The sequence below is a fragment of the Brevibacillus schisleri genome, assembly GCF_055685845.1.
In genome coordinates, this window is sequence record NZ_JBVNDM010000001.1 from 759,761 (window position 1) to 772,460 (window position 12,700).

Below are 12,700 nucleotides of genomic sequence, written 5' to 3' on the forward strand. Positions count from 1 at the left end.
CACGGAGCTCTCCACTCAGCCTGATTACCCTCGAAAGAGTTACACTTTTTTGTTAGACACGAAGCGTTTCACACTGCCTAGCTTGCCATCTGCTCGCTCTGGATCAATAACGGACAAAGAAATAGCGGAAGTGCTGGCTGTGGAGCGTGCCGCATCGATCGAGAAGCTGCCTTTTGCCATGCAGGAGAACAGCTCTGTTTCAATGCCTGCATAGGTTCCGTCCTTTTGCAGGAAGGAGCCGTGATGGACGACATGAACCGGGAATGGCACTTCATCCATCAAAATGTCGACCACGTCTACCTTTTCGATTCGCTGATAGTTGAAGACCACATCTTCATTGAGCAGGGCAGGAGAGAAGATCAAACGAGTTTTTGTATCGCTGCCGTCATTGAAAGTATCCACCATGAACTCATCAGCTTGTGGTGCAGCAGACGTGCTCAACTTCACTTGTTTCAAAAGGCGATTGCTATTTTTTAGACGAACAGCAAATCCGCCACCGTTGAAGAGCTTGTCGCCAAACTCGACTTCACATACACCAGCGTCGCCAGTGGATGCTGTTCGATTCAGGCTGCCAGCAGTGACTGCTTTTTGTTCACCCAGTACATATACATAGTCGCTCTTTTGCTCTTGCAGCTTGGAGCCCATCATCAGTTCGAGAGCCGCCAAATCAAATTTGGCATCCGTTGCGGTAATCTCAATGCTTTTCGATTTAACGAGAGTGTCAATGGCGAAGAGTCCATCGCCGCCAAAGATATCCTCCATTTCAACATTCATGTCAATTTTCAGGTCCTGCATATTACCAAGCGTAATGACTTCGACGCCATTTCCATCCTTGGAAGCGCGTTTGGCAAGAAATTGACCGACACCTTTGATAATCATTTTTTTAGACAATGAAAGTCACTCCTTCTAGATAGGGGATTTGTGTGCTGTTGCTGAATCGTGTGAAAAGGGAATCGCGATCAGCTTGTCATAGGATAGACGGTGTTTTGAAATGTCTAACAAACTTGCAAAGTAAACTTCGTGACCAGTGTGAAGCAGTACGCAGAGGAATGACCCGTATCGGATTCCTGCTGGGAGACAACATACATGTCTAATCCTTCTATTCCATTCATCGATAAGCTTTTGCCGTCTAAGAGATGGAAAAGGTGGTTCGCGATTTGATGCGCCAGCTCGATATCGCTAGGCGTGATCACATCTAATCGGAAAAAGCTGGTGAGAAGGAGTGGATTATCGGTGTCGCGCTTTCCGGAGGTTGCGTAGAAGGAAAGGAGAGGCTTCGCAACATCAGATAGCGGAGCGAGTTTTCTTCGCTTGATAATCTGCTTGGATAGGGAGTCCTTGTCTTCTGGAGCAATTCCGAGTAATGCGAGCAACTGGCTATCCGTAGAAAGTAATTCATAGAGATGGTAATAGAGGTCGACAACCATGAATGATTCACCCCCTTTACTAGGGAATTTTGGAACAATATTTGCTCCTTCTACGTTCATAGGTTAGACAGAAGGGGAAGAAGTCTCCCTTGGAATACATAATTGGTCGTATAGAAGCCAGGAGGTCATAACATTGCGAAGTGATGGAATACAAATCATCATTCAACAAACGAAGGAAAAAGTTTCTGCGAAGGGGCTCGAAGATCATGAAGCCGTTGTTGGGATTATGGCGATGGCCAAGAACTTCATGCTGAATGAAGAAAGTGTGCGTCACATTATCCACGAGGTTTTTGATGGAGATAAGGAGCGGATGGCAAAGGCCCTGACAGTAGCCAGCCATTTGATTGATGAAAGTTTGATTCAAAAAATCATTGCAGATGTAAAGTAAGCCCGTCCACAGCGGGCTTTTTCTTTTGAAAGGGAGAAAACTCATTCGAAACTGTCTATTCTATTTCCAACGAATAAGAATGGAGGGGATAAGAATGAGAGATTCCAAAAAAGCTGTATTGTATGTCGTAATTGTTGCTGCATTAGCTGAATTTCTACTAGGAGAGGACATCGATCGCGAAGGCTGGGAGGAGCTCAGTGACGCGCTTGGCATGTTGGGAATGGATCTGAACGAGGTTTTCACAGAAAATGATTCCTTGCTGCTTGGACTTCAAAAAGTTTGTCAGGAATTTGGGAAGATGAATATCACAGAGGAAATGATAGAGGAATTATATGTAGAGGACCAGCTGGAATAAACGGCTGGTTTTTTTGTTTTTAAATTCCGCTTAATTCATCTCAAAGCGCTTCGTATAGATTCGACAAGAAGCAAAAGGAGGGGAGAAACCATGTACTATCAGATTAGTTTTTCGGCAGATGGAGAGCAGGTGCAGGTCATGAAATATACATCGACCCAAGACACCCCCATAGCCGTTTTGGAAGAGTTCTTTCGCGAGCATGTTCAAGTGAATCCTGCGTCCCTAAAAGGAATTGGGATTGTCAGGATCGGTGAGTAGCATGGCCTGTCAGGGATGTGATTATGAAAAAGCCTGCCAAAAGAAAATGACAGTCAACGACATCTTGATGTCAGCAAAGGAACAGGATGTCGTGCCCATGACTTGTCGTTGTGTGGTTCATGACATTTGCCGCGATTGCCAATGGTACATCAAGCGTCAGTGTGCCTCCTGGAAAATTTTGAATGGAAAAGTATTCACGGCTGGTACCTTGCAAACTTGCCCGAAAAAAATTTGAAAGTTGGTTGCTAAAACCCTCCTCCCATTACCTAGTGTGATAGAGCAACTATGAATAGGAGCATGAGGAGGGGATGAAGTTCATGACAGATCAACTTCACCAAATGGACGAGTTATTTTTCGCAGGGAAAGTCGAGGATTTTTTACAGAAGGCCAAGGAAAACTGTGAAGCCAAGCTGACAGGGATGACGTTTGCTGGAATGACTCATGATGATGTCGTCCAGGAGGTTCTCTTAAAGGTGTATCGCACGATGAAGGATTACGATCAGGAAAAAGCCAGAGTGACTACCTTTGTCGATCATGTGATTACGAATAAAATTCGCGACTGCTTGCGAAAAGCCGGCACGCAAAAAAACCTGACAAACAGTAATGCAGTTCTAGTCTCTAGCGGAGATGAGAATGAAGAGGAATCGATGATCAGCCGTATTGCCGCTCCGAGTGAGGAGTTTCGATATGAGGAAGTAGAGATGATGCTCGACATCATGGAGTATATGAAGCTGTCCACGCGAGACAAGCTGATTCTCCAGATGAGAAGTGAAGGCTATTACCATGAGGAAATTGGCCAGAGATTCAATATCAGCAAGGAAAGAGTGTGTCAAATCATCAAGGCAATTTTGAAGCAGTACGGTGAGCTGTAGACATACACAAATAATCGATGAAAAGGAATGATCCAGCATGGCAGTTTTGTTGAAAAAGATGAATGAGGAATTAACTGAGGAGCTCTCCCATCAGGTCATTGGAAAATATGTACACGTTCCGACCAATATGCATACAACACCTACAGCAGAAGGCGGAGAAGAAGAGGTAAATATCTGGTTCGGCGGTTGCGTAGCGGGCATTGAAAAAGCAGTCATTGCTTTCGATTACGAAAAGCAGGAGTTTCGTGAGGAGCCGTTGACCTACACAAACTTTTTACTGACCGACGGTATGGGATACACGGTAAACCCACTCGACTCCGAGATTTTTGAGATCACAAAGGAAGAATTCGAGCAAATGCTAGCAGATCATCTGGCTACTCAGGCTGCTGAGCTTGAAGCAGAGAAGAAGCTTCGTGAAGCAGCAGAGGAAATCTCGACAAATGAGGAGACGGAGTAGTGCCATGAGACAGCCCACGATTGTCGCTTTCGAAGGAATTGACGCCAATGCGAAGGAAGCCCAAGCGGCGTTGCTGGAAGAAAATTTGAGATGCCTCGGATATAAAGTGAAAAGAGTGTCATTTCCGCGTTTAGATACCCCGATCGGAGCAGTCATTGGCATGTGGCTTCGCTGCGAAATTGAGCTGGATGAGAAAGCGGTAGGAAAGCTTTTTGAAGCGGACTTTCTGGACTATCAGCGAGAAATGGCGAGGCTTTCGAAGGAGAACGTTGATTTTATCATCATTGATCATTATGAACTGTCCAATTACTACTACTTCTATATAAAAGATACTCCCCTTTCCTGGTATGCCACGATGAGTGATTTGACGAAGCGACCCGATGTGACCTTTTTTCTGCGAACCGAAGTAGATGCGAATCATGCCATGCTGCTAAAGGTGCAGGAAGCCTATCTTTCCCTTGCCCATGCTTCGCGCCGATCGGTACATACACTGGATACGGCAATCGGCGTGGAAAGAATGCAGAAAAACATTTTGCAAGCAGTCCATCAGCTACATCTGAAAAAGCGAGTTACGTGCTAACAAAGTTCATCGGCATTGTTGCCGCAGTGTTCATTCCCGCAAATGCTGTACTGCCAGTCGTAGAAAAGGGACTGTCGGAAGTTCATCCTGTGGTGAAGCTGGCCGGGGACATAGATAGGCAGTGGCATAGAAAAAAGGAGCTTTCCAACGTAATCACACAGGTTGCACCGAGACTTGATAGAGCTACAGTCGAGCTTTATACAGAAACGATTTTTAGATTATCCAAGCAATACGAAATAGATCCGGTCTTGATCATGGCGATGATCTGGCAGGAAAGCCGTTTTCAGCACGACGCGATCTCCGGCAAGGGGGCAAGAGGATTATTACAAATCATGCCGCGCACAGGAAGCTGGCTGGGAGTTCACCCTGATGACCTATTTGATCCCGTGATCAATCTACAAACGGGTATCAAGTATGTAGATCTCTTGCAAAAGAAATATGGAAACCTTCGTTTAAGTATCATCGCCTATAACCAAGGCGAGGGAAATGTCGACCGAAATCGTTATCACGATGGCTACTATACAAAAGTCATGGCCCACTACAAAAAAATGAGCGGCTTATTAAGAGAACCATAAAGATAGGCTGGGAGGAGGTATTATGAGTGAGCATGCTGTGTTCGTAAATCAGAGATTGGGCAAGAAAAAAGAACAATACTCCTTGTATAACATGGAGAATATTCGCCGCTGCAAGGAAGACAGTGAGTATCTAGGTGAAGTTATACTCGCAAATGAAGAGCTCATTTGGCATTCTGTGCACAAATATATCGGAAAGCCGGAGACATTAGTGAGGCAATATTGTTTGGAAAAAGCGGATATTTTGCAATTGGGGAGAATGGGAATCATCAAGGCAATCAAAGCCTTTGATATAGCAAGAGGCGTGAAGTTTTCGTCCTTTGCAGTCATAACGATTGTGAGGGAGATCAACTGTTTTTTGCGAGATAGCGGAAATATTGTACGGCCGACTAGAACGGCAACAACGATTCTCCATCACATCAGTAAAATCGAAGCAGACTTGGGATATCTCCCTACTATAGAAGAATTGTCCCAATTATTGGGTGAAAATGTAGAACAGATCAAAAAAGCGCTGGATGTCGGGAGACCTGTGAAGTATTTACAAGAGCCATTTTTGAAGGCATCCGCTTCTAGCCATGAAGCTGCCACCGCTATGGATGTCTTGAAGGACGAAGGACGAGACGTCGAAGAGTACGTGCTGGACAAGCTATATGTTACTGCTTTGCTTGCGCAACTGCAAAATCAAATTTCATTAAAAGAGTGGCAAGTCCTGCAACTAAGGATGGCAGGCTACAATCAGACACAAACCGCAGAATTTTTAAATGTATCCCAAATGTGTGTATCAAGAACTATGAAAAAAATACAGAATATTTCGAAAAACAAGCTTTCCTAATCTTATTTTTCAATCCCCACCCAAATAGGAGATAATAGAGGAGCACTCCTATTATGAAAAGAGGTCGATCACAATATGAAATACTACCGACTCGGTGGCAGTGGATTGAAGGTATCGGCATTGGGATTAGGTACGAACTCATTCGGAGGGCGTGCGGATGAGCAAACGTCAATAAACATCATTCATACCGCAATCGAAAACGGGATTACCTTTATTGATACGGCAAATATTTACACGCAAACAGAATCGGAGCGAATCATTGGGCTGGCGCTTGAAGGGAAACGGCACGAGGTCGTTTTGGCGACCAAGGCTGGTTTGGTAAAAGGCGAAGGACCAAATCAGAGAGGCTCATCGCGATACCACCTGATGCTGGAGCTTGAGAACAGCTTGAAGCGTTTGCGCACCGATTATGTGGACTTATATCAAATTCATACGTTTGATCCAGAGACGCCTTTGGAAGAAACACTCCGCGCACTAGATGACATGGTTCGATCCGGGAAAGTGCGTTACATCGGGGCTTCCAACTATGCGGCCTGGGAATTGATGAAGGCAATTGGCATCAGTCAGCGGGAAGGGCTAAATAGATACATATCGACGCAGGTGAGCTACTCATTGGCAGATCGGACACCGGAGCGTGAACTCGTACCGCTTTGTCTTGATCAGGGGGTGGGGATCATTCCGTACTTCCCGCTTGCTGGCGGAATTTTAACAGGCAAATATACCTCCGCAGAACAGGCTCCGGCTGGTTCGCGGGCGGACAAGGAGCCGCGTTTCGTCCGGTTGTTAAGTGAAGACAAGCTGGAGTTTGGACGTAAAATCAGTCGGATAGCGGCGGAGCTAGGTGTATCCTCTAGTGTGCTGTCTTTGGCTTGGCTCATGCACAAGCCGGCTGTCTCTTCGGTGATCGTGGGCGCAACCAGTGTAGGGCAGCTTACGGATAATTTGCAAAGTGCAGCGTTGGCGTTGGATGAAGCGACCTTGGCAGAGCTGGACCGATTGAGCGATACGTATCGAAATGGGGAACCATTTGCCGTATATCGTTTGCCGTAACAATGATGACTTAACATGTTCAGTCCCAAAGCCTCCTTGAACGGGGCTGTTGACAAATTGCCGTAGAGATAGGGGTTTCTGGGAATCGTGTAGAAATCATTTCTATACGGTTCTTTTTATTTTGGAGGGCTATCTCATGATGGGAATCGATGGAGACAAACAGCACCAGTTTATGTTCTTAAATTTGGATGATCTTGTACCCGAGAATCATTTTTTACGTGTTGTTCGTAATAAGATTGATTTTTCTTTTATCTATGAGAAAGTGCAACACTTATACTCGCCTGTAGGTCGTCGCTCAGTTGATCCAGTTTTGTTAATGAAAATGATCCTTATCGGGTATCTTTATGGCATCCCTTCCGAAAGGAAGTTGGAACAAGAAATCCAAGTGAATTTGGCCTATCGATGGTTTTTAGGATTGGACTTAACTGACACTGTTCCCGATCATTCCACACTGAGCCAGAACCGCCGTCGTAGATTTAAAGAAAGCCATATTTTTCAGGAGATCTTCGATCACATCGTCTCGGAATGTATTCGAACTGGTTTAGTTACTGGGGAAATAATTGTTGTTGATTCTACTCACATCAAAGCGAATGCATCGATTAATAGGTCAGAAAAAGTTTTAGTGGAGAAAAAGCCTACTGAGTACCTTGAAGAGCTAGAAAAGGAAGCACGGAGAATTAAAAAAGACAGAGATAACGATCCCACTAGGAAAAAACGAGGAAGAAAACCTAAAACCTCTCCTCCTGAGAAGGAAGTAAAACAGAGCACAACAGACCCGGAGTCAGGTTTATTGAACCGTCCTAATAAACCCAAGGGATTTCACTATTTAGCGCATACCAGTGTGGACGTTAAGCATGGAATCATAACTGATATACACGTTACGGCTGCTAATGTGAATGACCACGAACCATTTATAAAGCGATTACAGATACAAAAAGAGAAATTTGGTTTACATATTGGCAAAGTAGGCGCAGATAAAGGGTATGATCGCTCTGGAGTACACCATGAATTAGAAAATTTAAAGATAACCGGTTATATCTCTCCGATAAAAGGTGTTATTGATCAGACCGAAAGGTCAGTACAATTTACATTTGATGAAATGAACGATGCCTATTATTGCTCGAATGGCAAGGCACTTCAATTTACTCATGTTAAGTGGCACAGTTGGAAACAAAGTTATAGCAAAATTTATGCTGCCCAAACAAAGGACTGTAAGTCCTGTGAGTTACGCCAACAATGTTTTGGACAAACCGCATCTCGCAAAACAATAGAAAGACCATTATTCCAAGAGGCTAAAGAACGCAACCAAGCAAGGAAGCAAAGCCAAGAGTACAGTGTTATCCAAAGGCAAAGAAGAATATGGTGCGAGGGTACCTTCGGTACAATGAAAAGGCAGCATAACTTAAAAGAAACATACAAAAGAGGCATTCGAAATGTATCCGAACACTGCCTCTTTTCTGCAATGGCAATTAACATTAAACGAATGATAAAAGCAAACTAATCACAGGTTACGAAACAAAACAATCCGACGACGTATAAGTGAAAAAACGGCAAAAGGGTTAGGGCATTGGGTCCCTAACCCTTTTTGTCAACAGCCCCTGAACAGGGGGCTTTTTTGCGTTCAGCATAGACCCCACAGCCATGAGGGATAGTAAACATATCCCGAACTGGAAAAAGAGTGATTCGAAATGATGGATACAAAAAAACAATCTGCGCTTTTTCATTGCTCGTTGGAAGAAAATCTGGAAAAGGTGAAAAAAGAGCTGGGCAACAGCACGGATCTCGTGACGAGGCAAGTACGTCTGGAAGCAGTCGATCAGATTGTGGTAGGGATTTTGTACACCGAGGGTCTGGTCGATAAAAATATGATTAGCAGCCTCATGGAGTCTCTGATGCTCCATGCAAAAAAAGCGCACATCCCGGCGGAAGCCGAGTGTGAAGAAAGATCATTGATACTAATGAAGGATTTCCTGCTGACGATTGGTGGAGTGGAAGAGGTCTATGACTTTGACCATTTGTATGATGCGCTATTGACGGGGGATACCGTTATTTTGGTAGATGGATATTCCAACGGATTTATCGCAAATACGAAGCAGTGGGAAGATCGTGGTGTTCAGGAGACTTCCGTGCAAACGGTGGTTCGGGGTTCCAGAGAAGCGTTTTCGGAAAACCTCCGAACCAATACGGCTTTGGTGCGCAGGCGGATCAATAATCGCAATCTTTGGTTGGAGACCGTGCAGATCGGGGACATGACACAGACCAAAGTCGCCATGATGTATATAAAAGGAGTCGTGCAGGACAGCGTAGTGGCAGAAGTAAAGGAGCGACTGGGAAAGATTGAGATCGACGGTATTTTGGAGAGCGGGAACATTGAAGAAATGATTCAGGACCATACCTTCACGCCGTTTCCAACCATCTACAATACAGAGCGTCCAGACTCGGTGGCAGCCGGGCTGCTGGAAGGGCGCGTCGCCATTCTGGTGGACGGTACACCAATTGTTTTGTTGGTACCAGCCGTCTTTGTCCAATTCTTCCAGTCTCCAGAGGACTATTACATGCGTGCAGATTTTGGGATCCTGCGTATTTTGCGGTTTATTTCTTTTTTTATCGCGCTGCTTGGTCCATCCATTTATGTTGCTATTACCACCTTTCATCAGGAAATGTTGCAAACGAACCTGCTCATGAGCATAGCAGCGCAGCGTGAAGGAGTGCCATTCCCTGCTGCAGTCGAGGCGCTGTTGATGGAGTTTACCTTTGAAATGCTGCGAGAGGCAGGAGTGCGCATGCCGAGGGCGGTTGGATCAGCCATATCCATCGTGGGAGCACTTGTGCTGGGGGAAGCGGCTGTGCAGGCAGGACTGGTTTCACCCGCTACGGTCATCGTCGTTTCCATTACGGCAATTACCAGCTTTGTCTTCCCTTCCTTTTCCATGTCCATTCCGATTCGACTGTTGCGGTTCGGCTTGATAGCACTTGCCGCCAGCTTTGGTTTTATCGGCATATTTGTGGGGATGATCGCCTTGTGCATTCACCTATGCACCTTGCGCTCGTTTGGTGTCCCATATATGGCTCCGCTGGCCCCTGTGAATCTGGCCGATCAAAAGGATACACTGCTTCGGATTCCCATCTGGATGATGCATACGCGTCCCCATTTTTTGCGCCAGAAAAACAGCGTCAGAGAACGAAAAAGTAAAATATAGCGAAGTATCGTGCCGAGGTGATGAAAAATGATGAACTGAGGTGGAAACGGCATGAAACGTAAAGGGGTGTTCCTCCTGACCCTTGCTCTTCTCGTTTTGTTGACAGGCTGCTGGAATCGTAGAGAATTGAATGATTTGGCGATCGTCATGGGAACAGGTATCGACAAGATTGACGGAGAGTACGTGATATCCACCCAAATCGTCAATCCGGGAGGGGTAGCGTCAAAAGAGGGAGGGGGAATGAACCAATCATCTGTTGCGACTTACAGCATGCGGGCATCCAGCATTTTTGAGGGAATCCGTAAAATGACAACGGTTACCCCGAGAAGGCTTTACTTTTCCCATATCCAGGTACTGGTTTTAGGGGAGCAGATAGCAAAAGAAGGGGCAAAGGAAGTGCTGGATTTGTTATTTCGCGATCATGAGGTCCGGCCTGACTTTTATGTCATTCTAGCCAAGGACGCGACAGCACTACAAATTCTCAGCATGATCGATCCACTGGAAAAAATCCCGGCGACGAAGCTCTATAAAAGCTTGGAAACAGCAGAGAGTGCCTGGGGATCGATTGTCTCCATTCAATTGGATGAATTTATTGCGGATTTGCTACGAGACGGGATCGAGCCAGTGTTGGTAGGCGTTAATCCGAAAGGGAAGGTACATATGGGGACTTCCGGGGGTAATTCCCAAAAGGAAAGCCAGTCATCGCTGTTGAGGTATCACGAAATCGGTGTCTTCAAAGGAGACAAGCTACGTGGATGGTTTAACGAAGAGGAAAGCATCGGATTCAGTTACATCACAGACAGGGTGGACAGTACAGTAGAAGAAATTCCTTGTGACAAAAACAATAAAATTGTCATTGAGATCATCCGAAACAAAACAACTGTCAAAGGCAAGGTGGAAAAAGGCAAACCACAAGTGGAAGTGAGCATTTCCGCAGAAGGCAATGTGGGCGAGGTAGCATGCAGCAACGATTTGTCCGATCCCAAAACTATTTACAAATTGGAAGCTGACGTAGAAAAGCAGATCCGAGGCAAAATCGTAAGCGCCATCCATAAAGCGCAAAAGCAATACCGATCGGATGTTTTTGGATTTGGCAAGTCGATCTACAAAAATGACCCCAAAGGGTGGGAAAAGGTAAAAGAGGAGTGGGATTCTCAATTCCCCAACCTGAAAGTGAAAATCAAAACAGACGTGAAGATCAGACGGACAGGAAAAGTGGGCAATTCGTTTATTCCTTTCATGAAAAAGGAGTAGAGCATAACTTTTTCCATCCATGGAAATGGTAAAGGTAATCCTGCAAAAAAAGTAGGTGCACTGCACAGCATGTGGACCATCATATTGATTTTGCTGATCAGTCTACTCATTGCCCTCTTTGAGGTGCCTTATTTGAGAAGGAACGCGATGAAAAAGGAAATGCTGGTTTTCTTCATTTTGCTTGTAGTTGGGACAGGACTTGGGATAGCCGAATCGCTTAAGGCGAATATTCCCAACCCGTTGGACTGGATCACATTTGTCTATAAACCATTCAGCGACTTCATTTTGGGAACTGTGGAATGAGGCAGTCGGCAGCAGCGAGGCGGGGGAGCGAGAGGAATTGATAGACAACGGTCATATTAGCGCAAGGCAATTTATGATACTCGTGGCACTCTTCGGGATTGGTGATGCGATTTTGTACGTACCATCCCTTACGGCTACCGCTGCCAAACAGGACGCCTGGATCTCCGCCTTCATGGGGTGGGGGGAAGGCTTTCTTTTAACCTACCTGTATGTTTCGCTGAGTATGCGGTATCCGAACAAGTCTATCTTTCAGTACAGCGAGGAAATATTGGGAAAGTGGATAGGGAAAGCGGTGGCTGTTTTGTTCATCAGCTACTTCTTCATCGATGCTTCGCTCATGCTGATGGAGATTGGCGATTTTGTCACGACGCAGATTATGCAGGAGACCCCCATTGAAATTATTCTTGTCCTTTTTTTGGTGATCATCATTATGGGGGTCCGCAGTGGACCAGAAGCCTTTTCTCGGGTGGGTGAGCTGTTGTTTCCGTATTTTCTGTTGCTTTTTTTTGTCTTGATCGCATTTATCTCCCCCCAGATCAAAATAGAAAATCTGAAGCCTGTGGTTGCGCATGGAATCGCTCCTGTTATCGGGGGGAACTTCCGATACGTGGGTTATTTGCTGGAAACGGTCATTCTGATCGTGATGTTTCCCTTGGTAAAACGGCCAGCGAGTGCTGCCAAAGCTTATATCTGGGGCATCCTTTTCGCGAATTTTTGCCTGACGCTGATTACTTCTGTGGCAATCTTGGTTTTAGGCGCCGATATTACTGTGCTACTCGCCTACCCAAGCTACACACTTGCGCAAAAAATCAGTATCGGCAATTTTTTGGAGCGAATAGAAGTGATGATGGCCGTTATCTGGTTTATCACGCTCTTTGTCAAAATTACTATTTGCTATTATGCGACGAGCTGTGGAATCGCGTATACAGTGGGGTTGCGAGATTACCGCCAATTGACACTGCCACTGGGAATGATCATGATTGTGGTGGCATTGGCGACGATGCCTAACCGCTCTTATTTTGATACTTTCGTTTCAGAAATTTGGATGCCTTATTCCTTGACGTACGGTTTGTTCTTGCCCGTTCTCTTGCTGAGTGTGGGGGCCTTAAGAAAAAAACCAGTTTGCTAGCCCTGTGAGCTGCAGACTGGTTT

16 protein-coding genes are annotated in these 12,700 nt (G+C 45.4%); 14 read left to right on the plus strand and 2 right to left on the minus strand.

Translation table 11 applies throughout. The features are described 5' to 3' along the window. Positions 1–39: 39 nt before the first annotated feature. Positions 40–891: a hypothetical protein gene (locus ACUUHJ_RS03905; RefSeq protein WP_472298292.1), complete on the minus strand. Its 852-nt coding sequence runs from the start codon at positions 889–891 to the stop codon at positions 40–42. 104 nt (positions 892–995) lie between these two features. Further along, positions 996–1,427 (minus strand): hypothetical protein, encoded by a 432-nt coding sequence (locus tag ACUUHJ_RS03910; protein ID WP_472298293.1) that lies wholly within the window; start codon positions 1,425–1,427, stop codon positions 996–998. Between the two features lie 133 nt (positions 1,428–1,560). On the opposite strand from ACUUHJ_RS03910, the gene ACUUHJ_RS03915 reads away from it, so the two are divergent. The 14 genes from ACUUHJ_RS03915 (at position 1,561) to ACUUHJ_RS03980 (ending at position 12,677) form a co-directional block, all read left to right on the plus strand. Beyond that, a complete protein-coding gene (locus tag ACUUHJ_RS03915) occupies positions 1,561–1,815 on the plus strand; it encodes a hypothetical protein (protein ID WP_289676079.1) in 255 nt (84 codons plus the stop codon). Between the two features lie 94 nt (positions 1,816–1,909). Next, positions 1,910–2,170: a hypothetical protein gene (locus ACUUHJ_RS03920; protein WP_289676080.1), complete on the plus strand. Its 261-nt coding sequence runs from the start codon at positions 1,910–1,912 to the stop codon at positions 2,168–2,170. 90 nt (positions 2,171–2,260) lie between these two features. After that, the gene (locus tag ACUUHJ_RS03925; RefSeq protein ID WP_012684395.1) at positions 2,261–2,428 is read left to right on the plus strand and encodes a hypothetical protein; all 168 of its coding nucleotides are present in this window, start codon (positions 2,261–2,263) and stop codon (positions 2,426–2,428) included. Positions 2,429–2,745: 317 nt separating this feature from the next. Beyond that, positions 2,746–3,300, plus strand: coding sequence for a sigma-70 family RNA polymerase sigma factor (locus tag ACUUHJ_RS03930; protein ID WP_472298294.1), 555 nt, complete (start codon positions 2,746–2,748; stop codon positions 3,298–3,300). A gap of 37 nt (positions 3,301–3,337) precedes the next feature. Further along, complete coding sequence (locus tag ACUUHJ_RS03935) at positions 3,338–3,757, plus strand: hypothetical protein (RefSeq protein WP_173626885.1); 420 nt, start codon at positions 3,338–3,340, stop codon at positions 3,755–3,757. A 4-nt stretch (positions 3,758–3,761) separates the two neighbouring features. Next, positions 3,762–4,337: a dTMP kinase gene (locus ACUUHJ_RS03940; protein WP_289676083.1), complete on the plus strand. Its 576-nt coding sequence runs from the start codon at positions 3,762–3,764 to the stop codon at positions 4,335–4,337. Beyond that, positions 4,331–4,912 carry a lytic transglycosylase domain-containing protein gene (locus ACUUHJ_RS03945; RefSeq protein ID WP_472298295.1) on the plus strand — a complete coding sequence of 194 codons (582 nt, stop codon included), beginning with the start codon at positions 4,331–4,333 and terminating at the stop codon, positions 4,910–4,912. Before ACUUHJ_RS03940 ends, ACUUHJ_RS03945 begins: the two co-directional genes overlap by 7 nt. Positions 4,913–4,934: 22 nt before the next feature. Beyond that, entirely contained in the window at positions 4,935–5,741 is an 807-nt protein-coding gene (locus tag ACUUHJ_RS03950) for a sigma-70 family RNA polymerase sigma factor (RefSeq protein ID WP_472298296.1), read from the plus strand. Positions 5,742–5,816: 75 nt separating this feature from the next. Then, a complete protein-coding gene (locus tag ACUUHJ_RS03955; RefSeq protein ID WP_289676086.1) occupies positions 5,817–6,791 on the plus strand; it encodes an aldo/keto reductase in 975 nt (324 codons plus the stop codon). 136 nt (positions 6,792–6,927) lie between these two features. Further along, positions 6,928–8,292, plus strand: a complete 1,365-nt coding sequence (locus tag ACUUHJ_RS03960; protein WP_472298067.1) for an IS1182 family transposase — start codon at positions 6,928–6,930, stop codon at positions 8,290–8,292. Positions 8,293–8,479: 187 nt separating this feature from the next. Next, the gene (locus ACUUHJ_RS03965; RefSeq protein WP_289676087.1) at positions 8,480–9,991 is read left to right on the plus strand and encodes a spore germination protein; all 1,512 of its coding nucleotides are present in this window, start codon (positions 8,480–8,482) and stop codon (positions 9,989–9,991) included. A gap of 51 nt (positions 9,992–10,042) precedes the next feature. Further along, positions 10,043–11,245 (plus strand): Ger(x)C family spore germination protein, encoded by a 1,203-nt coding sequence (locus ACUUHJ_RS03970; protein ID WP_472298297.1) that lies wholly within the window; start codon positions 10,043–10,045, stop codon positions 11,243–11,245. A 69-nt stretch (positions 11,246–11,314) separates the two neighbouring features. Continuing rightward, positions 11,315–11,548: a hypothetical protein gene (locus ACUUHJ_RS03975; protein ID WP_087342276.1), complete on the plus strand. Its 234-nt coding sequence runs from the start codon at positions 11,315–11,317 to the stop codon at positions 11,546–11,548. 37 nt (positions 11,549–11,585) lie between these two features. Continuing rightward, entirely contained in the window at positions 11,586–12,677 is a 1,092-nt protein-coding gene (locus tag ACUUHJ_RS03980) for a GerAB/ArcD/ProY family transporter (RefSeq protein ID WP_472298298.1), read from the plus strand. The last annotated feature ends 23 nt before the right edge of the window (positions 12,678–12,700 follow it).

Bases quoted from the DNA above. Each gene is read 5' to 3' on its own strand.
- ACUUHJ_RS03975 (WP_087342276.1), top strand. From the start codon at position 11,315: ATGTGGACCATCATATTGATTTTGCTGATCAGTCTACTCATTGCCCTC.
- ACUUHJ_RS03965 (WP_289676087.1), top strand. From the start codon at position 8,480: ATGATGGATACAAAAAAACAATCTGCGCTTTTTCATTGCTCGTTGGAA.
- ACUUHJ_RS03935 (WP_173626885.1), top strand. From the start codon at position 3,338: ATGGCAGTTTTGTTGAAAAAGATGAATGAGGAATTAACTGAGGAGCTC.
- ACUUHJ_RS03930 (WP_472298294.1), top strand. From the start codon at position 2,746: ATGACAGATCAACTTCACCAAATGGACGAGTTATTTTTCGCAGGGAAA.
- ACUUHJ_RS03910 (WP_472298293.1), bottom strand. From the start codon at position 1,427: ATGGTTGTCGACCTCTATTACCATCTCTATGAATTACTTTCTACGGAT.
- ACUUHJ_RS03955 (WP_289676086.1), top strand. From the start codon at position 5,817: ATGAAATACTACCGACTCGGTGGCAGTGGATTGAAGGTATCGGCATTG.
- ACUUHJ_RS03920 (WP_289676080.1), top strand. From the start codon at position 1,910: ATGAGAGATTCCAAAAAAGCTGTATTGTATGTCGTAATTGTTGCTGCA.
- ACUUHJ_RS03960 (WP_472298067.1), top strand. From the start codon at position 6,928: ATGATGGGAATCGATGGAGACAAACAGCACCAGTTTATGTTCTTAAAT.
- ACUUHJ_RS03940 (WP_289676083.1), top strand. From the start codon at position 3,762: ATGAGACAGCCCACGATTGTCGCTTTCGAAGGAATTGACGCCAATGCG.
- ACUUHJ_RS03925 (WP_012684395.1), top strand. From the start codon at position 2,261: ATGTACTATCAGATTAGTTTTTCGGCAGATGGAGAGCAGGTGCAGGTC.
- ACUUHJ_RS03970 (WP_472298297.1), top strand. From the start codon at position 10,043: ATGAAACGTAAAGGGGTGTTCCTCCTGACCCTTGCTCTTCTCGTTTTG.
- ACUUHJ_RS03950 (WP_472298296.1), top strand. From the start codon at position 4,935: ATGAGTGAGCATGCTGTGTTCGTAAATCAGAGATTGGGCAAGAAAAAA.